Origin of the sequence: Cohnella baijiui (assembly GCF_020731285.1) — a bacterium.
Classification (GTDB): Bacteria; Bacillota; Bacilli; order Paenibacillales; family Paenibacillaceae; genus Cohnella.
Genome location: NZ_JAJFOW010000028.1, coordinates 1 through 24,512, shown reverse-complemented (window position 1 = coordinate 24,512; position 24,512 = coordinate 1). Strand labels below are relative to the sequence as shown.

The following is a 24,512-nucleotide window of genomic DNA, read 5'->3' as shown; positions in this document are numbered from 1 at the left end:
GTTTAATTACCTACATCGACGCTGGACCACCACTTCACCCAAATGTAAGTAGTTTAACTACCTACATCGACGCTGGACCGCCACTTTCCCCAAATGTGAGTACTTTAACTACCTACATCGACGCTGGACCGCCGCAAAGAAGTCGTGTTGAGCCGCGTTAACCAGTTTGAACGGGCATTCCCCGGCAGTTGAAGCTGGGGCGCGGCGGCTTACCGCGAAAAAGGCTGGCCCAGGGGCTGCCCAAGGGCGACCTTTTGAATCCGCGAACTCGTGATGCACACTACCCGCTTAAAAACGCTACTTTTTGGTGATCCAGACGGATTGGGTCTTGGCATCGCTCGCGAATTCGTATCCGAAGTAGTCGGCTACGTCCCGCAGCGGCAAGCCCTGAAGCGTCCGGTATTCGCCGTTGAACCCTTTGGACACCCGGCGTTTGACGAGGGTGAACGTTTTGCCGCGGCTGCCGTTCGAGACGATCGCCGTCTTGCCCTTGATCGTCACCGTCAAGCCGAGCTGCTCCCGGAAAAAGCCAACGTCCGTAAACAGCTTGTTCCCGGATTCGAAATGGATGCCGCGGGCGGAGAACGTCTCCTTGCGAGGCTTGGTCGCCGTCTCCTGGATGCTGGTCAGATAGTGCGGGTTTTTGATCGTCTTGCGGTAGGCCGCGAGCAGCTCCGCGTTGTCCGTGATCGAGTAATCGTTGATCTTGCGGTTTTCGGGCGCGTTCAGCACGTTGTTCACATCGAAGTAATAGATCGATTTGACGCGCGGATACAGCTTCGGCAAATTGTCGTACAGCCGCTTGATTTTGTTTTGGGCGAAATCGACGTGATAGGACTTGTCCGTGATCGTGTAGTGTGTGGCGCCGTATTCGGAAATTTGGATCGGCTTGCGTCCGCTGTACGTATTGTACACGTAATCCAGCAGCTGCAGCGGGTCCTCCTTGTCGCCGCGATCGTAGCGGTTGTCGTTGTGGTAGACGACGTTGTAAATGTTCACGCCGACCCAATCCACATAGGCGTCGCCGGGATAAAAGGAAGCCATCGTGGATTCCGGGAACGAGAACACCGTCCACACCATGGCGACGTTCGGCGCTTCCTGGGCGAAGACGCGATGGACGAGCCGCCATTTGGCGATGTACAGCTCCGACTTGCCGGAATACTCCGTCCAAGTGCCGTTCATCTCGCTCGCAAAGCGGAGGAAGATCGGCACGTCCGCCTCCTTGGCCGCTCTGGCGAAGTCGCGCAAGTACTCGTTGTCCTTGATGACGTCGAGTCCCGCATTCGGCTCGAAGGCGATATGCGGCACGGCGCCCGCCGCTTTGACTTCCTCCACCCAATCCGTTGGAAACGGCCGTCCGTAGCCGACGTATTTGAAGAAGCTGATATGCTTCTTTTGCGTTAATTCGTTATATTTCGTCATGGATGCTTTGATGTATTCGTCTTGCAGGACGTATGCGCCCAAATAGGCGCCTTTGACCGGTTCAAACTTGGCCGGCTTGTATTGATCCCTCACGGCATAAACGGTCCAATCCGAACCTGCAGCTTGGGACGGGGATGTCCATATGCCGCCCAGCAGGCAGCAGGCGAGCAGCGCCGTGACAAACCGGAGCGTGCTTTTGGGACGGCGCAGCGGGAGCCTATAACGAGAAAACATGACCAGGGACCCTCCTATATGACAATAGCCCCCATTATATCTGCATCAATCTTCCAGAATCAAGGAATTTATTAACATTTTCTCATCCATTTCATCAGGATTCTCATTCCTGTCATAAATATGCGACTTAAGACCCATGATCTTGAAGATGGAATGGGAGAATCGGCGGAGGACAGCTCTTGAACGCAAAAGCGAGCCCGAGACCGCTGCGCGCCCGGAATCGCATCGAAACTTGGAGAGGAAATTAGCGAAGGCAGAGGGAGCGTCCGCTCTCCGCGTTCCTTGGGCTTGTACAATGGACGGAGGTCCATGGGCGGCATGACGTTCTCCGGCAAAGAAAGCGCCGCCGGCAAAAGCCAAAAGCCGGCATCCGGCCGGCTCCCGACGCGGCCTGGCAGCCGCTCAGTAGACTTTCTTCTGCTCGCGGTCCGCCTTCAGAATCTCGACCGCTTCGCGGAACCGCAGCGAGTGCACGATCTCCCGCTGCCGCAGGAACTTCAGGCTGTCCTGGATATCGACGTCGTCGGTCATGTCGATCAGCCACTGGTACGTGGCGCGCGCCTTCTCCTCCGCCGCGATGTCCTCATAGAGATCGGCAAGAGGATCGCCTTTCGCAGCAATATAGGTGGCCGTCCACGGCACGCCGCCCGCGTTCTCGTAATACAAGGCATTGTCGTGATTCACGTAATGAGGCGCGAGACCGGCCGCTTCCATCATCTCGGGCGTCGCGTCCTTCGTCAGCTTGAACACCATCGTCGCGATCATCTCGAGGTGGGCGAATTCCTCGGTGCCAATGTCATTCAAGAGGCCGATGACTTTGCTCGGAATCGTATACCGCTGGTTGAGGTAGCGCAGCGCCGCCGACAGCTCACCGTCCGCGCCGCCGTATTGCTCGATGAGATACCGGGCCATGCGGGGATCGCATTTGCTGACTTTGACCGGGTACTGCAGCTTTTTCTCGTAGACCCACATTGTGATCCCCCTCCCCTAAACCTGCCACGGCCACGGCGCGTCGTTCCACTGCCACGGATAACGCGTGTAGCTGAGGCCGAACTGCAGCATCGGACCGTACTTCATCTCGAACGGGTAAACGAGCTGCCGCCGCTTCTGGGCGAGCTGGTTGAACTGCTGCACCGCCTGGATGTCGCCGGGATGCGTATCGAGATAGAGCGTCAGCTCGACGAGCGCGAAGTCCACCTTTTGAATCTCGAAAAGCTCCGCCACGTACGCCTCGCTCCCCCGCACGGGCGCTTGCTCGCGCTCTTCCGCCTCCTGCTCTTCGCCGCGCGGATTGCGTTCTTGCCGTTCCGCCAATGCGATCAGCCTCCTTTCCCGTGCCGCCGCGACGCGTACGGGCTAAACAGCGCCGGCCAAAGCGTTCCTCTGCGGATCGCCTCGTCCAGCGTAAACTGCGGCAAGTTCATCGGCTGGAAGTAAATATATTGATTGGGCGGAACGACGTACGTTTTGACCAAAATAGGCGGACACGGGTCCCAAGGGCTCACGTAGGGCCGCCACTCCCTCAGCTGGTTGTCGGACAATCCAAGCTCCTCCTTCGCATTCGCCGTGGAGATCATTCGCTTTAAACCTATGACATTCGCCCAGCGATCTGACGTTGTCCGACAAAATAAAAGAAGCCCCTCCGGCAGAAGGGACTTCTCGGTTGATCTTCTTTTGTTCGCGAAACGATAGCGGTGCCAGAACCGGAAGGCGCAGCGTCCGGCGTCTAATCGCGCCTGGAGCCCGGCCGATCGGTTTGCGTTTCATAAAAGGACGAGCCTTCCGTCCCCGCCGCATCGGCCGACGTCAAGGGACCGGTCTGCGCGGGCGCCGTCTTGAAGCGATAAATATGTACGCGCTGCACTCGCAGCCGCTCCACTTCGGCGATCTCGAACACGAAGCCGTACTGCACGATCTTCTGTCCCTTGGCGACGTTGCCTTCCAGGTTTTTGAACAGCCAGCCGCCGATCGAGTCGACTTCGTCGTCCTCGATCTCCAGGCCGAGCAGATCGTTAACGTCCTCGATGAGCATCCGTCCGTCGAGCGAGGTCACGTCGCCCTTGACGATCACGCTCGGCGGCTCGTCGTCGAACTCGTCGTGGATTTCGCCGACGATCTCTTCGAGAATCGTCTCGGCGGTCAGCATGCCCGCCGTCCCGCCGTACTCGTCGATGACGATGGCGAGCTGGGACTTGCGCTTTTGCATCAGCTTCAGCACTTTGCTGATCTCCATGGACTCCGGCACGCTCAGGATCGGGCGAACGAACTCTCTCAGATCGTGCTCTTCGTCCGGATCGGCGGTCAGGACGTCGGTGATGTGGACGAATCCGATGATCTGGTCCTTGTCCTCCACCGCCACGGGATAGCGAGTATGCTTCGTCCGATAAGCCACCTTCAGGTTTTCGCTCAGTGGCAAGTTCGTGTACATACAGTCCATGTCGGTCCGGGGCAGCATCACTTCGCGGGCTACGCGGTCGGAAAACTCGAACACGTTGTCGAACAGCGTCATCTCTTCCTTGTCGATGATGCCGCTCTTCGCGCTCTCGTTCATTAAGATGCGGATTTCTTCTTCCGTATGGGCCGCGTCATGCTCGCTCGCCGGCTGCACGCCTACGAGCCGGAGCAGAAGGTTGGCCGCATGGTTCAGCAGCCAGATGACCGGAAGGAAGAGCCGGTAAAACAGCAGCAGCGGCAATGACAGCCAGAGCGAGACGCCTTCCGACTTTTGGATCGCGAGCGACTTCGGCGCCAGCTCCCCCAGCACGATATGGAGGAATGTAATGACGCTGAATGCGATGATGTAAGAGACGGTGTGGATCGTCGTCAAGTTCGTGATGCCGAATTGATGCAGAAGCGGGATCACGATGAGATCCGCGATCGCGGGCTCCCCCACCCAACCGAGGCCCAGCGAAGCGAGCGTAATCCCGAGCTGGGTCGCGGACAAATAAACGTCCAGCTTGCGGTTGACCTTCAGCGCGTAACGCGCGCGGACGTTTCCCTCATTCGTCAACTGGGTGAGGCGCGACTGCCGCACCTTCACGAGCGCGAACTCGGCCGCGACGAAAAATCCGTTCAGCAGCACGAGAAAAAGAACGAGAATCGCATGCCAGGCGATCGATCCCCATAGAAATTCCGAATGTTCAGGCAAGGTCTGACTCGCATCCTTTCGTCCTAGGCGCAGCAGGCTTTCGCCTTTTTCTGTTCAACTACCCCCGCGGGGCGGACTCAAAGCACGGCGCGGCGGCTCGAAAAGTCGACGTCCCGATAATACATGTCGGTCACGAGAAGATTCGGGCCGCAGCAGCCCGCCGCGTCGCAATGGCAGTTGAGCCGCTGCTGCATCGGGTGCGCCTGCCACCGGTCGAACACGTCGTCCAGCTTCTCCGTCTTGACGTTGCCGAACGGCGGAACGGAGGCAAAGTCCGTCACGTAGACGTCGCCGGTGAACAGGTTGACGTTCACGCGGTTGCGGCCGTCCGGATCGTTGCGGACGGTCACGTTCGGCTCCGTCCGGAGCCGCTGCAGCAGCCTGCGCTCCAACGGGTCGCCGCCGCAGGCGTAGAAGGGCAGCGTCCCGAACAGCATCCAAATGTCGGGATCCCGCACGTCGAGCAGTCCGTCGACGGCGGCGCGCATTTGCTCCTTGGACAGCATCGGCAGATTCGCGGCGAACGAGCTCGGATACATCGGGTGCACCTCGTGCCTCCGACAGCCCATCTCCGCAATGAGTTTATGAATGTCCCCCATCTTGTCATGCGTCCGGAAGTTGATCATGGATTCCGCGGAGACGAACAAGCCGCCGTCGGCGAGACGCCTGGCGTTGTCCATCATCCGCTCGTACATCCGGGACGCGGCGGCCAGGCCGACCTCCCTGCCCGATCTCGCGAAGCCGACCCGATGGAAATCGGACGCCTCCGTATAATTAAAGGAAATATGCATAACGTCGAGCTCGGGGGCGATCAGCTCGTACCGGGCATAATCGAGCGTCACGTTCGAATTGAGCTGCGTGCGGATGCCGCGGGAGCGCGCATACCGGAGCAGCGGCAGCAGCACCTGCTTGACGGTCTCCTCCCGGAATGTCGGCTCGCCGCCGGTCAAGCTGATCGTCTCCAGATGCTCGACTTCGTCCAAGCGGCGAAGGATAAGATCGATCGGCAGGTGGGCCGGTTCCGTCATCGCGAGGCTGTCGCCGACCGCGCAATGCTCGCAGCGCATGTTGCACAGATGGGTCGTGGTGAATTCGACGCTTGTGAGCGTATGGCGGCCGTAGGCGCGCAAAGATCGGATCGGATCCCACGGATCGTAGGCCGGCGAGAGCGGGGCGAGCCCGGCCGGGGGCGCGAACGGCGCTTCTGCCGTAGATGTAGCGGTAAAGCCATGCATAAGCCATACTCCCTGTCCTGACTGAATAGTTACTGTTATTGTACTGTTACCGTCCCCGCAAAAGCAAACGAAAGCCCCCGGCCGAATTGGTCTCCAGGGGCGTAACAGCACGCGCGAACGGCGGCCTCACACTAGTGAAGGCTCCATTTCGACGCTCGTAATCATCAGGGAGAGCTGCTTCGACAGGTCGATGTCGTAGGGCGACTTTAGATCCGCACCCGCTTCGTCCGTAAGCACCCGTACGACCGGACGATGCACGCTGGCCGCGTTGATGTCGACGATGACGCCCGTCTGTCCGGTGCTCAGCTTGACCGCCATACCGACAGGGTAGATCGCCACCTTGTCCCGGAACAAACGAAGCATATCGGTGTCGTAGAGGCTGCCGCTGCCCGTATACAGCGTTTCTACCGCACGATGCGGGAGCATCGCATGGCGGTAGACCCGATGGCTCGTCATGGCGTCGTACGAGTCGACGATCCCGATCCATTTGGCGAACTCGTGGATTTCGTCCTCGCGGATCCCGCGAGGGTACCCCGAACCGTCGAGCCGTTCGTGGTGCTGGAACGCACAATGGGCCGCAAGCAGCGGGATGTTCGGCTCGTCCTTTAGCAGTTGGAACCCCTTCTCGGTATGCCGCTTCATCTGATTGAACTCGTCGTCCGTCAATCGTCCCGGCTTCAGCAGCACATCCATCGGAATCCGCGTCTTGCCGATATCGTGCAGCAGCGCTCCGAGCCCCAGCGTCATCAGATCGTCCGAGTCATAGCCGTAGGCGATCCCCAGCAGCGTCGTATAGACGCACACGTTTAACGAGTGCATGTACAGGTAATGGTCGACGGTTTGCACGCCGAGCAGCATGATCATCGCGTCGCGGTTGCGATAAAGCTCTTCCATGATTTGATGCATCGCCTGGCGGACAGACTTGCCCACATAGGGATAATTGCCCGTGTGCCTGCGTCCCGGGTAATCGATCAGATCGCGGAAGACGCTCCGCACCGTCTGCAGTACCTGCCGGTGGGTCTCCTCGCTGATCAGTTCGGGCATTTCGATGCCTTCCGTACGAGGGTCCTGGATGAACAAGTGATGAATGCCGCATTGCGCCAAGCGCTTGATCAAGCCTTGCGTCAATTCGACACCTTCCGCCAATAGCACGATGCCTTCTTCCGAGAAGATTCGTTTGCCAAGTTTCATTCCCGGTCGGCAAGATGTGATCGGCATCATGCGCATACTTCACGTTCCCCCCAATCCGTCCTCACGTTGGCAGTTCACTATTTTCATCGGCTGCCTCTATTGTTAATGTAAGAGATTTGTCAGAAGACGGCAAGTTTTTCCGCAAAAAACCGACATTTTTCGCCATAGAGCCAAAAATGAGGCGTTGTGAGGCGCGCAATGCCGATTTCCGCAAGAGCGAATCTAACATTCGGGGAAAGAAGGCCGCGATGTTCGCCTGAGGACGCCAAAAAGCAAGAAGCCGCCGGTGAAATCCGACGGCTCCCGGTATCCCGCTCAGCGCATGACGAGCAGCCAAAACAGGCCCGCAAGCGCAAAACGGTACCAAGCGAAGTAACGAAGTTTGATCCGCTGCAGCAGCCGCAAAAACACGACGACGACGAGCAGCGCGACGAGAAAAGAGACGGCGAAGCCGGTCGCGAAAAATCCGAGATCCTCCGCGCGGAAATTCCCGGCGTTATCGAGCAGCTCGTAGCCGGTGGCGGCGGTCATGATCGGAATCGCGATAAAAAAGGAAAAATCAGCGGAGGCGCGATAGCTGAGACCGGCCAGCATGCCGGCGGCCATCGTGGAGCCTGAACGGGAAAAGCCCGGCCACAGGGCGGAAACGCATTGAACGATCCCGATGAACAGCGCCTGCTTGTACGTGATGTCGTCCATCGTCTCCGCCGTCCGGCGAATGCGGCCGCTGTCGTACAGCAGCTCGGAGGCCCACATGTAGATCCCGCCGACGACGAGCGCCCAGAGCACCGGGGTCGGTGTGAACCCCAGCGTCTTGATCCAGTCGCGGAACAGGTAGGCGACCGCGAGCGGGGGAACGATGCCGAGCAGGACGTGAAGCGCGTTCAGCCGGCGCTTCCGGAAGCTGTCCACGCGCAGCCCTTGCGCCTTTTCCGTGCGCCGTACGCCGAGTACTTGCAACACTTTCCGGCGGTAGACCAAAGCGATCGCGAGGATCGCCGCGAATTGGATGACGATCTCGAACGTCTTGAGCGTCTCCGGAGCCTCTTCGTAGCCTAGCAGCTTGTTCGTGAGAATCATGTGCCCCGTGGAAGATACGGGCAGGAATTCGGTCAAGCCCTCGACGATGCCGAGGATGATGCTGTCGAATCCGTGCAACATCGCAAGCTCTCACTCCCGTTTACCAGGATCGGGTCCATCCGATGAGGGCGCCGTATGCCACCGCTGCCGCGCACAGTCTGCGATGGCTCGGGTGTCGTTCAGCGCCTCGGCAAGCAGGTCACGGATGAATTCGGGCAGGAAATATCGTTCGGCCCGCCCCTCCTTCAAGCTCAGGTGGCCGACACCGAACGTGAACATGTCCAGCGTGCCGACGCGATAGATCCGTTCGTCGTCCAGCGGTTCGCCGTTCACCATGACGCGAACGATCCGCTCGTACGCCGGTTTGTCTTCGTCATACTCGACTTCCGCGCCGTCCAGGCAAAGCCGGCCGAGCACGCGGCCCCTGAATCCGTAGCCGCGGAATTCGAGCGACGTGAACTCTGGCAGCAGGCTTTCTTCTATCGCCCGCCGCAGCTGCTCGCCGCGCAGGAGAATGAGGCAAGGATTGATCGGCGACGGGCAAATGGCATGGATGCGCGCCTGCGTCACCGGTCCGGCTTCCAGGCCGTCGAGCAGCTGTCCGGCATTCGTCAGCCCGATCTCCGCGTCCGCCTTCCGGCGCAAGGCGATGGCCAGCAGCGTGCCAAGCGGGCTCTCCTGCTCCGTCTCCGCCGTCAGCGGACGGGCCAGCGTCGCCACGACGCCGTTCATCGCGGCGCGCGCCTGCTCGCCGCAGCGCTCCACGATCGCGAGCGCCTCGGGATCGGCCGGCCGGTCCGCCATGGCGACGCACCGGCCATCGATCCGAAGCCGCCCCGACCTACGGTCCCGTTCGATCTCCACGATGCCGACGTGACGTCCGAACTTGCCCGCTGCGCAGATCGTCGTGTCCCCCACGCGCAGCGGCGTTTCGAGGAGGTGATGCGTATGCGCGCCGAGGATCAGATCGATTCCGGGCGCCGCGACCGCCAGGCGCTCGTCCTGGCGCAGGCCCAGATGAGAGAGGACGATCAGCGCGTCGGCCTCCCCGCGTTTTTCGGCCACCCAGGCGGCGGCCGTCTCGAACGGATCGGACGCCTGCCAGCCGAGCAGATCGTAATACTCGTGGTACGGAGCGGTCACTCCGAGGATGGCGATCGTCATCCCCGCCCGGCGAAGCGTGAGGGACGGCGACAGCCACGAGGGATAGTCGCCAGTGGCGGCCTCCCGCATGTTGGCGCAGATGACCGGGAAGGACGCGTTCCGATAAAGCGAATCCAGCTGGGACCTCGTGCAGGTCAGCCCCTCGTTGTTGCCGAGCGTCACGGCGTCGTAGCGCAGCTGCTCCAGAAGCGCGCGGTTGACGGCCGCGTGTGTGCCCTCGGTCTCGAGCCGCACCCGGTCGAGATGGTCGCCACAGTCGAGTAGCAGGAGCCCGTCCTCCGGCACCCGCCGGCGCACATCCTTGACGAAGGCGGCGATCTGCGCCGCCTCCTCGAAATGGCTATGAATGTCGTTCGTATGCAGCAAAGTCAGCTTGTCGGCTATCTCCTTCATCTACGCCCTCCTGCCAACCCTCCCGGATACGCTACACGCGCGTTTGGAGTCCTGCCCTCAACCGTCCGGGTGATATTTCGTTTACAAAGCCGTAACCGGCTTCCTCTCCCAGCTGCGTATCCCGCACGATCCGAAGCTCCGCGACCCACTTGACGTTCAGACACGCGCTGGAGCCGTCCGGCACGTACAGGCGCATCGGTCCGCCCTGCTCGAGAGGACGGCCCTCCACGGCGTACTGGAGCAGCGTCTGACCGAGCTGTTCCCAGGGGAGGACGGCTTGAAAGCCGTCCTCCGCCCGCACGACCAGATGCGTTGGCGGCGCCCCGCCCTCCGATCCCGTCTTCGCGGCCTCGTACCACGACAGCCAGGCGAATCCCTCACCGGGCGCGCCCGGCACCCGTTCTCCGATGGGAAACGTGCGGCCGGCCGCCGCCGCCATCGCCTCGGGCGTCGTCTCGTCCACGCGGCCTTCCGGCCACCTCACGATAACGGGCATGAGCGGCGCCTCCTCCCTATTCTATGCTAACGTATCACGACTCTTGTCCGTCTCGCAACCGAGCGCGTCAACCGCCAATTTGCGACATGCGCCGCCCCGTCGGCAGATGGGATTGGGCCTCGCCCGCGAGCAGCGCGCCCATCTCGTGATTTTCCGGCTTGATCGCCATCGCCCGCAGAAACAACGCCCGCATCGCCTCCGAAGAGCCGAGGGCCGGGCGAACGCTAAGCTCGTCGACCCAGTACAGGCAAGGCTTCAGATCGCCTTCCGCAGTCAGACGCAGACGGTTGCAATTGCTGCAGAAATGGTTGCTGACCGGGTGGATCAGCCCGAACGTCCCGACGCCGCCGCGAATCCGAAAATTTTCCGACGGCCCGCTCCCCGCCGGGGCTTCGCCGGCCGGATCGACCGTCAGACCCGCGTTCGCCGCCTCTTCCAGCACGCGGCTCAGCGGCAGGTAGCGTTCACGCCAGCCCGCATCGTCGTGGCCGATCGGCATATATTCGATGAAGCGGACATGCAGCGGCTGCTCCTGCGACAGGCGCAGGAAACGAACGATCTCGTCCTCGTTCACGCCTTTGAGCAGAACGCAATTCAGCTTGATCGGAGCTAGGCCAGCTTCGGCGGCGGCCTGCACGCCTTCGAGCACCTTGCCGAGATCGCCGCGGCGGGCGATGAACTTGAAGCGGGTCGCATCGAGCGTGTCCAGACTGATATTGACGCGATCGAGGCCGGCGGCTTTGAGCTTGGCGGCTTGGGGGCCGAGCAGAATGCCGTTGGTCGTCAGCGATATTTCTTGAATGCCGGGGATCGCCTTCAACTGGACGATCAACTCTTCGAGGTCCGGCCGCACAAGCGGCTCTCCGCCGGTAATGCGCAGCTTGGAGATGCCTAGCTCCGCCGCCGTCCGCACCACTTCCGCGATTTGCGGATAGGTCAGCAGGCGGCCCTGGTCCATGAACTTCATGCCTTCTTCGGGCATGCAGTACAGGCAGCTCAGGTTGCATCGATCGGTAACCGAAATGCGCAGATACGTATGCTTTCTGCCAAAGCGGTCGATGAGCGGCGACATCGGGCAGCCCTCCTTCTTCCCTTGTTCCTGACGCCTTTCCGGCGCTTTTGTAGTCTCTCTAGCATAACATTTTCGGGGGCGATATGGTATGCTTGGAGCAGGCATCGTTTGACTCGGAAAGGAAGAAAGCTGGACATGAACATGACAACGAAATGGCGGATCCAATTGTTCGCGGGGCTGGCCGAGCGGCTCGAAGCGCGGGCGCTCGAGCTTCCCTGGGCGGAGGAGCAGTTGACGGCCGGGGAGCTGAAGCGGCGGCTGGCCGAGCGATATCCCGCGCAAGCGGACCTGATCGGCGTCTCGTTCGTCGCATGCAATCAGGCGTTCGCGGGCGACGACGCCTTCGTCTCGCGCCAGGACGAGCTGGCGCTCCTTCCGCCCGTGTCGGGCGGTCTGCCGGAGGACGCGCCGGACCATACGGAACCGGGCGAGGGGGCCCGCTACGCCATCTTGCAAGGGATGCTTGACGTAGACGCAGTGCTGGCGGCGGTGCATCATCCCGACCATGGCGCCGCGCTGCTCTTCGTCGGCACGACGCGCGAATGGACGGGCGGGCAGCGAACCGTCACGCTCGAATACGAAGCTTATGCGCCGATGGCCGAAGCGGCGCTGAAGGCGATCGGCGACGAGATCGGAATGCGGTGGCCCGGAACGCTGAGTGCGATCCACCACCGGATCGGCACGGTCGGCATCGGCGAGGCGAGCGTGCTTATCGCCGTCTCTTCGCCGCATCGCGCGAGCGGCTACGAGGCGAGCCGGTACGCGATCGAGCGGCTCAAACAGACCGTCCCGATTTGGAAAAAAGAGGTGTACGAAGACGGTACCGAATGGAAGGGCCATCAGCTCGGGCCGTGGAATCCGCTCGCCGAGCTCGACACCGCCGAAGGAGCCGGGCGATGACCGGGTTCCCGCCCGAGGAACGTTACGCGCGGCAGATCCGCTTCGCGCCGATCGGGGCGGAAGGCCAAGCCCGGATCGGCCGGGCCCATGTCGCGATCGTCGGCGTCGGCGCCCTCGGCTGCGTCGTCGCCAACCAACTCGCCCGGGCCGGCGTAGGCACGCTCACGCTCGTAGACCGCGACGTCGTGGATGCGAGCAACCTGCAGCGACAGCTGCTCTACGACGAGCGGGACGCGGCGTCGGGGACGCCGAAGGCGGTCGCCGCCGCCCGGCGGCTCGCGGCCGCGAACGGCGGCATCGCGATCCGGCCGCATGCGGTCGACCTGACGGCCGCGAACGCCGATACGCTGCTGGGCGGCGCGGATCTCGTCGTGGACGGCACCGACAACTTCGGCGTTCGCTATTTGATGAACGAATGGTGCGTCCGAACCGGCACGCCCTGGATCTACGGCGCCGCCGTCGGCGCATCCGGCATGACGATGACGGTTCTCCCCGGGCAGACGCCGTGCCTCCGCTGCCTGTTCCCGGAGCCGCCCCCCGGCGGCTCGCTCGACACCTGCGAGACGGCGGGCGTCGTGGCTCCCATCGTCGATACGATCGCGTCGATCGAAGCGATGGAGGCGCTGAAGCTGCTGGCGGGCCGAACGGAAGCGCTGCACGGGAAGCTGTTGCAGGTTGATCTATGGCGAATGGAATGGCAGCCGCTCGGGATCGGCCATGCCCGGCGTGCGGACTGTCCGGTATGTGCCGAGCGGCGGTTCGAGCTGCTCGAGGGTGACACCTCCCGCGAGCCCGTGACAGCCGCCCTGTGCGGGCGCAACACGGTGCAGGTGTCCCCGGCGGAGCCCGCCGCGCTCGATCTGGAGCGGTTGGCCGGCCGCTGGCGCGCGCTCGGCGACGTCGAGCTTAACGCTTATCTATTGCGGCTGCGCCGGACGGACGGCCTCCTCTTTTCCCTCTTTCCGGACGGACGCGCGCTCATCTCGGGCACGGACGACCCCGGCCGGGCAAGGCGCGTTTATACGGAGCTGCTCGGAGAATAAATTTTCCCGGCCGCATGGCGTACGAATACGGAGCGAAGCGGGCACGATAGCCGCTTCGCTTTTCTGATATTTGAAGCCAATCTGCCTACCGTCGCCAAGTTTCAAATGGGGGATACGATTGGAAAGAACGATCTTGCGCGTCGCGGCTATTTGTTCGAAATTTCATATGGAGGTTGTCTTTTTCTCAGTCGATTTCCGAATATCCGCCCGGAGCAGAACATGAACCTTCGGAAATGGACCTTTCTACGCACCTTTTCCCCGGCGTGCAACTTCGCGACTAGTCCTTTTAGGTAATTGTATAGTTCTTTCTATGGAAAAATAGTTGCAAGGAAGCGTTTTAGTTGGTAGCATATGGTTGAATGCGGTCCATTTGGCGGTATTTTCGCAATCGACTCAGACTATCCACATGAGGTGCGCCATGAGAGTCCATGTCACCGATCTCCGGGCGGGAGACCAGCTGTCGGAAGATATTTTTAACTTATACGGGCTACACGTCCTCTCCAGCGGAACGATCCTGAACGAGCGGGAGCTCTCGCGTCTGTACCAACATCAGATCGACTACGTCGAGATCGAGCGCAGACAGCAGCCTTTGGACAAACCTGCCCCTTACGTGCACCCCAAGCTGCTTCCCCGTTACGAGGACGCCGTCGCCGGCTGCGAGCTGCTGTTCCGCCGCGCGGTCGAGGAAGGCACGATCCGGGCAGAGGACGTCAACGAAAGCTTCGAGCCGCTCATGAACCATTTCCGCGAGGAGCGCGACGTCGTCTCCCTGCTGCTCATGCTGAACAGCCAGGACGATTATACGTACCAGCATTCCGTGCAGGTCGGCATGCTCAGCTATTATATCGCCAAGTGGGTCGGCTGGGACGAGGAGGATCAGATCCGCGCCAGCACGGCCGGATTTCTGCACGACATCGGCAAATGCCGCATCTCCGAGGAGATCCTCAACAAGCCGGACAAGCTGACCGAGGAAGAATTCGAAATGATCAAGCGGCATCCGCAGTTCGGCTATGAGATTTTGAGCGAAGCCTACCCGGATTCGGACATCGCGGCCGCCGCTCTGCAGCATCACGAGCGCAAGGACGGACGAGGCTACCCCAACCAGCTGACCGGCGAAGAGATCCAACCGATTTCCAAGGTGGTGGCGATCGCGGACGTGTACAGCGCCATGACGTCCTCCCGCGTCTACCAGGAAAAGCGGGACCTGCTCTACGTGCTCAAAGAGCTGTACCGGCTGAGCTTCGAGGAGCTCGATGGCGAAATGACGCACGCGTTTATCCGTCATATGATTCCGAACTTCATCGGCAAGCAGGTCGAGCTGACGAACGGGGAGCACGGAACGATCATACTGAGCAACGAAAGCGACTGGTTCCGGCCGCTTATCCGCATCGACGACCGGTTTATCGATCTGAGTGTCCAACGCGAATACGAGATCAAGCACGTCTTTATGTAACGGGATATGCCAACCAAGTAAAAACGGCTCCGCCGTCTTCAAGGAAGATGGCGGCACGTTTTTATCGAAGACGGATCAGTGAAGGATAGGTGAACTTATACTTTCTGATCCGTGAACAAAGGGTGCCGATCCGCGCAAATTGCGGACCGGCACCCTTTTTATTTCGCACTGCGCGTACCCTAGTGAAGTCCGTCAGCCGAGAAGCCGCTTGGCGTACAGGAACGTTTCCTGCCAGTAGGCCTTGTTGATGTCCGTAATTTGGACGCCGTCATCCGGTTTCGGGCTCGAATGGATCATTTTGCCCTCCCCCATATAAATGCCGACATGGCCCACCGTGTTATCGGTCTTGAACCGGCCCGGGACGTAGAAGAACAGCAGATCTCCCTTCTGCAGGCTGTCCCGGCCGACGGACCGGCCTAGCTTCGCCTGCTCTCGCGCCGTACGCGGCAGATCGATCCCCGCTTTTCCGAACAAATATTGCGTGAACGATGAACAGTCGAACGTTCCGGTATCCTTATAGTTGCCTGTGCCGAAGTCGTATTTGACCCCCAGAAATTTGCGCGCGTCGGACAGGATCGTATCGGCCTTCCCCGCGCCGGCTGCGGCAATCTGAGGCCTCCCATCGCTAGATGCGCCGGGCACCGCATCCAGGAAAGGCAGGCTTAGGCCCGTTGCACCCAGCTCGTGAGGCACCGGACGCGGGAGAAAGGATACGGAGTCGCCATGCGCGTACAGGGTAACCTCCGAGCCGAACAGAGACTGCAAGCCGGAGATCGGAATGTACAGCCGGTTGCTGTCCTTAACGGCCGGCGCTTGCATCTTGATCGTCTTTCCGGACTTCATGGCCGCGCTGTCCCCCGTCCGAAACTTCCAAACCGGGTCATGGTCCCCGATGCCGTACGAGCCGTCGCGGAGCCAGGCGCTGTGCAGGTCCGCCGCGCGCGCCACGTCGCTCAGCGAGACATAAGCGGAATGGTGAATGGTCTTGACCGGGACGACGCTCGTCTCGGCCGCGTCGCTGGCTTTTGTCTCCGCGAGGGAGCGCACGCGATCCGGGCCGCTGTATTTATGGAGATCCTTGGGATTGGTGCTCGCGCAGCCGCCGATCGAGACGGCCAGCACGGCCGCCGCCAGCCAGCCGGCGCCGCGTCCCATTCGTTGCATCCTATCGTGCATGGGGATCAATCGCCTCCGGGTGCCATTTGTTGAGATCACACCCGTTAGCATGGGTTGGTTGGGGATGGTTTATGCGGCGGCGCCTGCATCTCCTCACAGGAGCGAAAATGCATTAAGGCCCTCGGCAAATGCCGGGGGCCTTTAGCGTATTTATTCGGATTACCCGATCGAGCCTTCCATTTCGAACTTGATGAGACGGTTCATCTCGACCGCGTACTCCATCGGCAGCTCCTTGGTGAACGGCTCGATGAAGCCCATGACGATCATCTGCGTCGCTTCGGCTTCGGACAGGCCGCGGCTCATCAGATAGAAGAGCTGGTCTTCGGATACCTTGGAGACGGTCGCCTCGTGCTCCAGCGTGATGTTATCATTCAGGATCTCGTTGTACGGAATCGTATCGCTCGTCGACTCGTTGTCGAGGATGAGCGTGTCGCACTTGATGTTCGCCTTCGCGCCTTCGGCGTTGCGGCCGAACGAAGCGAGGCCGCGGTAAGTGACCTTGCCGCCGTGCTTGGAGATGGACTTCGACACGATCGTCGACGTCGTATCCGGCGCGAGGTGGAGCATCTTGGCGCCCGCATCCTGATGCTGGCCTTTGCCGGCGACGGCGATGGAGAGCACCATGCCCTTCGCGCCGCGGCCCTTCAGAACGACGGCCGGGTACTTCATCGTCAGCTTGGAGCCGATGTTGCCGTCGACCCATTCCATCGTCGCGTTTTCTTCGGCGACGGCGCGCTTGGTGACGAGGTTGTAGATGTTCGGCGCCCAGTTTTGGATCGTCGTGTAGCGGACGCGCGCGTCCTTTTTCACGATGATTTCGACGACGGCGCTGTGCAGCGAGTTCGTGCTGTAGACCGGCGCCGTGCAGCCTTCGACGTAGTGAACGAAGCTGCCTTCGTCGGCGATGATGAGCGTGCGTTCGAACTGCCCCATGTTCTCGGAGTTGATCCGGAAGTAGGCTTGCAGCGGGATTTCGCACTTGACGCCTTTCGGCACATAGATGAAGCTGCCGCCGGACCAGACGGCGCTGTTCAGCGCGGCGAACTTGTTGTCGGCAGGCGGTACGACCGTGCCGAAATATTCTTTGAAGATCTCCGGATGCTCGCGCAGCGCCGTATCGGTGTCGGTGAAGATGACGCCTTGCTTTTCCAGGTCTTCCTGCATGCTGTGATAAACGACTTCGGACTCGTATTGGGCGGAAACGCCGGCCAGGAACTTCTGTTCGGCTTCCGGGATGCCCAGCTTGTCGAAGGTCGCCTTGATCTCTTCCGGCACTTCCTCCCACGTCTTGCCTTGCTTTTCGGACGGCTTGACGTAGTACTGAATGTCGTTAAAGTCCAGTTCGTCCATGTTGCCGCCCCAACGCGGCAATTCCATCTTGTTGAACTGCTCGAGCGACTTCAGGCGGAAGTTCAGCATCCATTCGGGCTCGCCCTTCATCTCCGAGATCGTGCGGACGATTTCGGGGGTCAAGCCTTTGCCGGATTGGAATACGGCTTTGTGCTCGTCGCGGAAGCCGTATTTATACTCTTCCAGCTCGGGCATTTGCTTCGCCATGACGATTCGCCTCCTTCGATTTATTGATCGACGTTCTCTTCGTGTTTGCCGTGTCCTTGCTCGACGCCCTTGCGAAGCGCATTCCAGGCGAGGGTCGCACACTTGATGCGGGCCGGGAACTTGTTCACGCCGGAGAGCGCCTCGATGTCTTCGTATTCCTCGAACGAAGGACCTTCGCCCTTCATGAGGGCCGAAAATTTCTCCGCCAGCTCCATCGCTTCTGCGGTCGTCTTGCCTTTGACCGCATCCGTCATCATCGAAGCGGACGACATGCTGATGGAGCAGCCTTCGCCCGTGAAGCGCGCGCTCTTCACGATTCCGTCCTCGATCTGCATTTGCAGGGAGATCCGGTCGCCGCAAGTCGGGTTGTTCAGATTGACCGTCACCGACTCGTCGTCGAGCGTGCCGCGGTTGCGGGGGTTTTTATAATGATCCATAATGACGCGGCGATAAAGGTCATCTAACGGATTCATAGCCGAAGAACTCCTTTGTCTTGACCAGCGCGTCGGCCAGACGGTCGACATCCTGCTCGGTATTGTACAGATAGAAGCTCGCTCTCGCCGTAGCCGTTACCTCCAGCCAGCGCATGAGCGGCTGGCAGCAGTGATGGCCGGCGCGGACGGCGATGCCTTCCGTATCCAGCACCGTCGCGACGTCGTGCGGATGCACGTCGCCCAGGTTAAACGTCACGAGCCCGACCCGGTCTTCCCGGGGACCGTAGATCGTCACGCCGTCGATTGCCGACAGCCGCTCCAGCGCGTAATGCGCCAACTTTTGCTCGTGCCGGTGAATCTCTTCCAGGCCGACCTGCTCCAAAAAGTCGATCGCCGCGCTCAGTCCGACCGCGCCGGCGATGATCGGCGTGCCGCCCTCGAACTTCCACGGAATGTCCTTCCACGTGGATTCGTACAAGTCCACGAAGTCGATCATCTCGCCGCCGAATTCGATCGGCTCCATGCGTTCGAGAAGCTGCGCCTTGCCGTAGAGCGCGCCGATCCCGGTAGGGGCGCACATCTTGTGGCCGGAAAACGCATAGAAATCAATGTCGAGCGCGCGGACGTCCACCCGCATGTGCGGAGAGCTCTGCGCCCCGTCGACGACGATGATGGCGCCGTTCTTGTGCGCGATCTTCGCCATCTCCGCGACCGGGTTGATCGTGCCGAGCACGTTCGAAGCGAACGCGACGGAGACGATCTTCGTCCGTCCCGTTACCGTCGCTTCGACGTCTTCGAGCTTGATCGTGCCGTTCGGCTGCAGCGGAATATACTTCAGGGTCGCCCCCGTCGCCTTGGCGGCTTGCTGCCAAGGAATCAGGTTGGCATGGTGCTCCATCGGCGTAATCACGATCTCGTCGCCTTCGCGGAGCGTCTGTCGCGCATAGCCGCTTGCGACCAAGTTCAGAGCGGCAGTCGTGCCACGGGTAAAAATGATCTCGCGGGAAGAAGAAGCGTTCAGGAACCGCGCCACCTTCTCCCGGGCGCCTTCGTAAGCGTCCGTAGCGCGGGAGCCGAGCGTGTGCACGCCGCGGTGCACGTTGGCGTTGTCCCATTCGTAATAACGTTTCACGGCTTCGATGACGCTGCGCGGCTTTTGCGAAGTCGCGGCATTGTCCAGATAGACGAGCGGGTGACCGTTAATTTCCTGATGGAGAATCGGGAATTCGCTTTTCAGCGCGAGAGCGTCCATTTACCCCAGCTTCCTTTCGAGAATGCGCTGCAGTTGCTCGCGGATGCCTTCGAGCGGAATTTCGGAAACGACCGGATCGAGGAATCCGTAGATGATGAGCCGTTCCGCTTCCGTCTTCGGGATGCCCCGCGACATCAGATAGTGCACCTGCTCCGCATTGACCTGGCCTACGCTGGCGGCGTGGCCGGCTTTGACGTCGTCTTCGTCGATCAGCAGGATCGGGTTGGCGTCGCCGCGGGCTTTCGGGCTCAGCATGAGCACTTTCTCCGTCTGCTGGCCGTTCGCCTTGGTCGCGCCATGCTCGATCTTCGTAATGCCGTTGATGATCGCGGTCGCTTCTTCGGTCATGACCGCGCGGGTAATCATGTCGCTCTCGGATGCGCGGCCGAAATGGACCGCCTGCGTCGTCAGGCTGACGCGCTGGCTGCCCGTGCCGACGGCGATGATCTTGGCGTCGGAGTTCGAGCCGTTGCCCTTGAGGATCGACTTGGTGTCGGTCAGCGTGTTGCCTTCGTGCAGATCGCCGACGATCCACTCGATGCGCGCGTCGTTGTCGAGCACGGCGCGGCGGTACGAGACGTCGATCGCGGCCTTCTCCATATGATGCACCGCCGCATAACGCACATGCGCGCCGGCCTTTGCGAACACTTCGACGGCCCCGTTGTGCAGCAGCGTCGTTTCCGTGTCGCCGATGGCGGACGTCACGTTCTCGACGAACGAGACGCGGCTGTTCGCGTCGGCGATGACGAGAATGTGCGGCACGAACGTCGCCTCGGCGTCGTCCGCGAACAGGAGCGCCTGAATCGGCTCCTCGATCTCGACGCCGCGCGGCACGTACAGGAAGACGCCGCCGTTCCAGAGCGCCGCATGCAGAGCGGCGAGCTTGTGCTCATCGCGCTTGTACGCGGTCATCAAATGCTGGCGAAGCAGGTCCTCGTGCGTGCGCGCCGCTTCTTCCAGGCTCGTCAGCACGACGCCTTTCGCCTTCAGCTCGTCGGAGAGCTGCGTATACACGACGGCGGAATTGTGCTGCACGATCAAAGCGCCCTTCGCTTCCGCGGGGAGCAGGGAAGCGATCGCTTCCGGCAGCTGCGCGGTCGAGGCGACCGCTTGACCCGGACGATTAGCCCCGTAGACGTCGAGCGTCCAGCGATGGATCGGCGTCTTCTCCGGCTTCGGCAGCGGCAGCGTGGAAGCCAGCTGACCGGCTTCCTCCCGCCATTCGACGAGCCAGGCGGGCTCGTTTTTGCTGCGGGCCAGCTTGGCCGCGGCTTCACGTCCGAAAGAGGTGGTTGGCGTACTCATCGTTGTATGACCTCCCTTGTCCTCTTACGCTTCTTGGCCAACCGTCTCGTCGACGATGCCCAGTTCTTCTTTGACCCAATCGTAGCCTTCGGCTTCCAGGCGCTCCGCCAGCTCCGGACCGCCGGACTTGACGATGCGGCCTTGCATCATGACGTGAACGTAGTCGGGCTTGATATAGTTCAGCAAACGCTGGTAGTGGGTGATGATCAGGAATCCGCGATCCTCGGCGCGCATCGCGTTCACGCCGGCAGCGACGATTTTCAGGGCGTCGATGTCCAGACCCGAGTCGATCTCGTCGAGGATGACGAGCTTCGGCTCGAGCAGCAGCATTTGCAGAATCTCGTTCCGCTTCTTCTCGCCGCCGGAGAAGCCTTCGTTCAGGTAGCGGTGCATGAACTCGGGGTTCATTTCGAGTTCCTTCATCTTCGCTTCCATTTGGCGGACAAACTTGATCAGGGAGATCTCATTGCCTTCGCCGCGGCGAGCGTTGATCGCGCTGCGCAGGAAGTCGGCGTTCGTAACGCCAGTAATCTCGCTAGGATACTGCATCGCGAGGAACAGGCCGGCGCGCGCGCGCTCGTCGACTTCCATCTCGAGCACGTCTTCGCCGTTCAGGAATACTTCGCCTTCCGTTACTTCATATTTAGGATGGCCCATGATCGAAGAGGCGAGCGTGCTTTTCCCCGTTCCGTTCGGGCCCATGATTGCGTGCACTTCGCCGCCTTGCATGGTCAAGTTGAAGCCCTTCAAGATTTCCTTACCCTCGATTTCCGATTTGAGGCCGCGAATCTCGAACAAACTGGACATATTGTTTTCCCTCCACATTTCTAAGGACGCAAAGTGAGGTTGACCCCTGTCTTACGCTATCCTGGGAACCCGATTGCTGTGATCCTTATTTATAATTATTTTAAAGTGATTCTCAGTGATTCTCAACCTCCATTTTATGAAAGTGTCATGAAAAAAGCAAACCGGGCGCGATTCCGTTGGAAAAGCGCGACCGGTCCGTATACGAATTTTCTAACCTATCCTGCGATGGCATTGCGTACCGCTTCCGCTTGGGCGCGGAAAGCTTCGTCCGTCATTACGGGCGCAAGGTGTCCCGCGGCACTCTCCTCTTCGATCCGCAGCCAAGACTTGCAGCCGCCGTAGCTCTCTTTCAGCGGAATGTCGACCGGCGTTTCCAGCCTGTACACGCGAAGCAGGAGCACGTGAAGCGGCTTCGTCTTCTTCCACTTGAGCCGCTCTTCGGCGTAATCCTCCGTCCAAATGTGCAGAGCCTCGAGCCGCTTGAGCGTCTCGGCGTCCGTCACCTCGATGTCTTCGACCGCTTCGGCAAAGGACGTGATGCGTACGGTCTCCGGATGCAAGGCCGCTTCGTCCTGCGTCGAAGTCACGCCGTCCGCGGCTTTGGGCTTCACGAGATGCTGCTTCTGATGTTCGTACGAGGGGAACAAGTAGAACCGCGGGCTCTCCAGCCGAAACTCCTTCGTCTCCTCCGCGATGCCGCCCTTGCGCAGCACGATCACTTGCCGGCCCGCTTCGAGCGCCTTGACGGCCACCGCCCACTCCCGGAGCGCAGTGGCTTGTTCCATGATCAATCGTCTCCCCGCCATCGATGTCCTCTCATTATAGCACAAAGGCTATCGGGGGATATCGATGCGGGTCTCGAGCTCGGGAAGATACGTATGAGCAACGGTTTTTCGCGAGAGAAAGGTGAGTTTCTCGTCCGGAGAAATGACCGGAAAAATGGCTGTTCGATCTCGAAGATTTGCCTGCAGATCGTATGGCTCTCTTTGTAACTCGATTCCGTCTTCTCCGATGAGGTTCCACCCGTTTTGTTGGAGCGGATTCGATCCTACCGTTGTATAATGAACAACCGTTTGATTCTCGAGGTATTCGATGCCAGTAATTAAAGTGTAGCCTGCATCCCCTTGCGGAAGCTTTAACGGCTTTTTTGGATTAGGTTTTTCTTTTAAAGGCGTTTTGAAGTAATACACCCCTGCTTTTGCCGAATCGCTTTCCATATCGACTTGAATGACTTTTACCGTGATGTATTTTGTTCCGGCCGGAAGCGGGGCAGCCCTCAGAAGGTCGCCTTCACTAAAAAATTGAGGCAACCATTTCCCCTGATCGTCAATTAATTCCAGGCTAGTGTTAACTTTGGGATTAACCTTCAATCCTCTATTGATTGCATACTTGAGCTGAGTCGTCCATTCATTGACCAAAATGCCTGTAATCTCGAGTCTGCCACTCGATCCTGATTTTTCAATATCTAAATTATTGAACGTACCTCTCCTCATCTCAACCGGCAGCTGTACGTCCCATGTTCCCGCGAGGTCTCCGATTCTGGTCACATGCAGACTCAACTGAAAAGAAGGCGGTCGATAATTGTACATGCTTGCATTTAAAGTACCTTTATAAATCTGGTTTGTTTCTTCTCCCGCTTCCGTGTTTATCGGGTAGGTCTTAGTATCAGGCTCGTCCGAATTCACTTGAACTCCGTCCACCCGTATTCCTGCAACGATCGTCGAAAGATCATTCGGAGTCCGCATTGGCGGTTTTGCTTGTTCCCCACCGTCCATGACGACCCTAGAAGAATTAACGTTTATGGCGTATTGTATCGTCAGATAGAGCCCATCATAATCGACCTTCGTCACTTGAAACTCGATTCCCTGATCGGTAACGCTGGCGAGCGGCTCCTGCGGTTTGGCGCTCAAAATCTCGAACGTAGTGGCGGCACCGAACAAAGGCCGAAGCCAATCGGCTGCTTGCCCTCCCCATGTCGCGACAAAGAGCCCTGCCATGCCGAACAGGCCGATCGAGACGGCTGCGGAAAGGGCGGCCCGGCGCGCACGTGTATGACGTCTAAGCGAGCGCTGAGTAGGCAAGGTTTGAAGCGTCTCCTCGATCCGGCTCAAAACGACGGACGGTACGTCGACCGCTTCCGACGAATCCCATTTCCACGAACGCAGCGTTTCTTCTATTTTAGCGGAGCCCATAGCCCATCCCCCTTTCCTCCGACCCTTCGAGCCAGCCGGCCAACTGCTTGCGGGCGCGATGCAAGCGCGATTTGAGCGTTCCCTCCGGAACGTCTATCAATTCCGACAGATGATTCAGCGGCAGGTCCGCAAAGTAATGCAACTTGACCAGCATGCGGAGAGCCTCTTCCAATCGCTCCACGGCCTCCTGCAGATCCAGATCCGGGAGCGCCATCTCCTCGCCTTCGTCCGTCCCGATCCGCGCCTGTCCGATCCGACGGCGACCCATGCGCCTGCATTCCCGGATCAGGATGCGCATCATCCACGTCTTGAAAAATCCGGTTCCCGCAGCTTTGTCACCCCGCGATAAGCTTGCAGGATCGCCTCTTGAATCGCGTCCGCGCAATCGTCGTCGCTCCGCAGCAGCGTGCGCGCCATCCGATACATTTCCCCGCTCATGGTCCGAACGAGCCTGGCAAACGCTTCCCGGTCGCCGCCCTGCGCCAATCGTGTATCCGTATCCCATGCCAAATCCGGCAAATAGGATCACTCCCCTCCCGATTTCTTGTTCTACTCGTTAGAGGGCTTATCCTTGCATTCGGTTCAACCAAATCCAAAAAAAAGGAATGAACATTCTACAAATAACTGTCGGTTTAGTCCTTGGCTCAGGCCGCATCGGGGCGGATGCGGTAACGAGTGGTAAAGGCGGCGGCTTCTTACTTCCCCCTTCACGCGTATCTGTTCGATTTTTCGCATTCAAATGACCTCTTGCCCGCCAAAAGGCAGGATTGTATTCGATTTTTCAAGCTCATTTGCGGATTTTGAAGCATTGGAGATCCCTTTTATATGAAATTTCGAATAGATAGATGGCCATGAACCGAAAGAACGCTCCAACACGAGCTACACCGAACTGAGGAAATAGGCAATCGAGTAAGAGGGGGCGACTAACCCCCGTCTTCTCACACCACCGTACATGCGG

Annotated in this window: 24 protein-coding genes; 3 read left to right on the top strand and 21 right to left on the bottom strand. The window is 59.9% G+C overall.

Annotated elements, in window-relative coordinates; all coding sequences use genetic code 11:
- Window positions 1–297 precede the first annotated feature (297 nt).
- The 11 genes from LKX83_RS21775 to moaA form a co-directional block, all read right to left on the bottom strand.
- A complete protein-coding gene (locus tag LKX83_RS21775; RefSeq protein ID WP_227884855.1) occupies window positions 298–1,656 on the bottom strand; it encodes a glycoside hydrolase family 26 protein in 1,359 nt (452 codons plus the stop codon).
- Window positions 1,657–2,058: 402 nt separating this feature from the next.
- Window positions 2,059–2,628, bottom strand: a complete 570-nt coding sequence (locus LKX83_RS21770) for a manganese catalase family protein (protein ID WP_227884853.1) — start codon at window positions 2,626–2,628, stop codon at window positions 2,059–2,061.
- A gap of 15 nt (window positions 2,629–2,643) precedes the next feature.
- Window positions 2,644–2,901, bottom strand: coding sequence for a spore coat protein CotJB (locus LKX83_RS21765; RefSeq protein ID WP_227884972.1), 258 nt, complete (start codon window positions 2,899–2,901; stop codon window positions 2,644–2,646).
- 74 nt (window positions 2,902–2,975) lie between these two features.
- Complete coding sequence (locus LKX83_RS21760; RefSeq protein WP_227884852.1) at window positions 2,976–3,233, bottom strand: spore coat associated protein CotJA; 258 nt, start codon at window positions 3,231–3,233, stop codon at window positions 2,976–2,978.
- 149 nt (window positions 3,234–3,382) lie between these two features.
- A complete protein-coding gene (locus tag LKX83_RS21755; RefSeq protein ID WP_227884851.1) occupies window positions 3,383–4,804 on the bottom strand; it encodes a hemolysin family protein in 1,422 nt (473 codons plus the stop codon).
- 77 nt (window positions 4,805–4,881) lie between these two features.
- Entirely contained in the window at window positions 4,882–6,039 is a 1,158-nt protein-coding gene (gene yfkAB / locus LKX83_RS21750; RefSeq protein WP_227884848.1) for a radical SAM/CxCxxxxC motif protein YfkAB, read from the bottom strand.
- Window positions 6,040–6,165: 126 nt separating this feature from the next.
- Window positions 6,166–7,191: an HD-GYP domain-containing protein gene (locus LKX83_RS21745; RefSeq protein ID WP_370639111.1), complete on the bottom strand. Its 1,026-nt coding sequence runs from the start codon at window positions 7,189–7,191 to the stop codon at window positions 6,166–6,168.
- Between the two features lie 354 nt (window positions 7,192–7,545).
- Window positions 7,546–8,391, bottom strand: a complete 846-nt coding sequence (locus LKX83_RS21740) for an undecaprenyl-diphosphate phosphatase (RefSeq protein ID WP_227884840.1) — start codon at window positions 8,389–8,391, stop codon at window positions 7,546–7,548.
- A gap of 9 nt (window positions 8,392–8,400) precedes the next feature.
- A complete protein-coding gene (locus LKX83_RS21735; RefSeq protein ID WP_227884838.1) occupies window positions 8,401–9,867 on the bottom strand; it encodes a bifunctional metallophosphatase/5'-nucleotidase in 1,467 nt (488 codons plus the stop codon).
- Window positions 9,868–9,898: 31 nt separating this feature from the next.
- Window positions 9,899–10,363, bottom strand: coding sequence for a molybdopterin-dependent oxidoreductase (locus LKX83_RS21730; protein WP_227884835.1), 465 nt, complete (start codon window positions 10,361–10,363; stop codon window positions 9,899–9,901).
- A 67-nt stretch (window positions 10,364–10,430) separates the two neighbouring features.
- Window positions 10,431–11,435, bottom strand: coding sequence for a GTP 3',8-cyclase MoaA (gene moaA, locus LKX83_RS21725; protein ID WP_227884827.1), 1,005 nt, complete (start codon window positions 11,433–11,435; stop codon window positions 10,431–10,433).
- A 141-nt stretch (window positions 11,436–11,576) separates the two neighbouring features.
- On the opposite strand from moaA, the gene LKX83_RS21720 reads away from it, so the two are divergent.
- The 3 genes from LKX83_RS21720 (at window position 11,577) to LKX83_RS21710 (ending at window position 14,831) form a co-directional block, all read left to right on the top strand.
- Window positions 11,577–12,335, top strand: coding sequence for a molybdenum cofactor biosynthesis protein (locus LKX83_RS21720; protein ID WP_227884969.1), 759 nt, complete (start codon window positions 11,577–11,579; stop codon window positions 12,333–12,335).
- Window positions 12,332–13,378, top strand: a complete 1,047-nt coding sequence (locus LKX83_RS21715; RefSeq protein WP_227884825.1) for a ThiF family adenylyltransferase — start codon at window positions 12,332–12,334, stop codon at window positions 13,376–13,378. Before LKX83_RS21720 ends, LKX83_RS21715 begins: the two co-directional genes overlap by 4 nt.
- 418 nt (window positions 13,379–13,796) lie before the next feature.
- Entirely contained in the window at window positions 13,797–14,831 is a 1,035-nt protein-coding gene (locus LKX83_RS21710; protein WP_227884823.1) for an HD-GYP domain-containing protein, read from the top strand.
- 192 nt (window positions 14,832–15,023) lie between these two features.
- Here the strand turns inward: LKX83_RS21710 and LKX83_RS21705 are convergent, their stop codons facing one another.
- The 10 genes from LKX83_RS21705 to LKX83_RS21660 form a co-directional block, all read right to left on the bottom strand.
- A complete protein-coding gene (locus LKX83_RS21705) occupies window positions 15,024–16,007 on the bottom strand; it encodes a C40 family peptidase (RefSeq protein WP_227884821.1) in 984 nt (327 codons plus the stop codon).
- 159 nt (window positions 16,008–16,166) lie between these two features.
- Window positions 16,167–17,564, bottom strand: coding sequence for a Fe-S cluster assembly protein SufB (sufB, locus tag LKX83_RS21700; RefSeq protein WP_227884819.1), 1,398 nt, complete (start codon window positions 17,562–17,564; stop codon window positions 16,167–16,169).
- A 20-nt stretch (window positions 17,565–17,584) separates the two neighbouring features.
- Entirely contained in the window at window positions 17,585–18,037 is a 453-nt protein-coding gene (gene sufU, locus LKX83_RS21695; RefSeq protein ID WP_227884815.1) for a Fe-S cluster assembly sulfur transfer protein SufU, read from the bottom strand.
- Entirely contained in the window at window positions 18,021–19,250 is a 1,230-nt protein-coding gene (locus LKX83_RS21690) for a cysteine desulfurase (protein WP_227884813.1), read from the bottom strand. The genes sufU and LKX83_RS21690 overlap by 17 nt, the downstream gene beginning before the upstream one ends.
- Window positions 19,251–20,555 carry a Fe-S cluster assembly protein SufD gene (gene sufD / locus LKX83_RS21685; RefSeq protein WP_227884811.1) on the bottom strand — a complete coding sequence of 435 codons (1,305 nt, stop codon included), beginning with the start codon at window positions 20,553–20,555 and terminating at the stop codon, window positions 19,251–19,253. It lies immediately after the preceding gene.
- Window positions 20,556–20,579: 24 nt separating this feature from the next.
- A complete protein-coding gene (sufC, locus tag LKX83_RS21680; RefSeq protein WP_227884810.1) occupies window positions 20,580–21,362 on the bottom strand; it encodes a Fe-S cluster assembly ATPase SufC in 783 nt (260 codons plus the stop codon).
- A 215-nt stretch (window positions 21,363–21,577) separates the two neighbouring features.
- Complete coding sequence (locus LKX83_RS21675; RefSeq protein ID WP_227884808.1) at window positions 21,578–22,147, bottom strand: DUF1802 family protein; 570 nt, start codon at window positions 22,145–22,147, stop codon at window positions 21,578–21,580.
- A 48-nt stretch (window positions 22,148–22,195) separates the two neighbouring features.
- Complete coding sequence (locus LKX83_RS21670) at window positions 22,196–23,554, bottom strand: hypothetical protein (protein WP_227884805.1); 1,359 nt, start codon at window positions 23,552–23,554, stop codon at window positions 22,196–22,198.
- Window positions 23,541–23,822 (bottom strand): sigma factor-like helix-turn-helix DNA-binding protein, encoded by a 282-nt coding sequence (locus tag LKX83_RS21665; protein WP_227884804.1) that lies wholly within the window; start codon window positions 23,820–23,822, stop codon window positions 23,541–23,543. The genes LKX83_RS21670 and LKX83_RS21665 overlap by 14 nt, the downstream gene beginning before the upstream one ends.
- 29 nt (window positions 23,823–23,851) lie before the next feature.
- On the bottom strand, window positions 23,852–24,073 hold the full coding sequence (locus LKX83_RS21660; RefSeq protein ID WP_227884802.1) for an RNA polymerase sigma factor: 222 nt from the start codon (window positions 24,071–24,073) through the stop codon (window positions 23,852–23,854).
- Window positions 24,074–24,512: the final 439 nt, after the last annotated feature.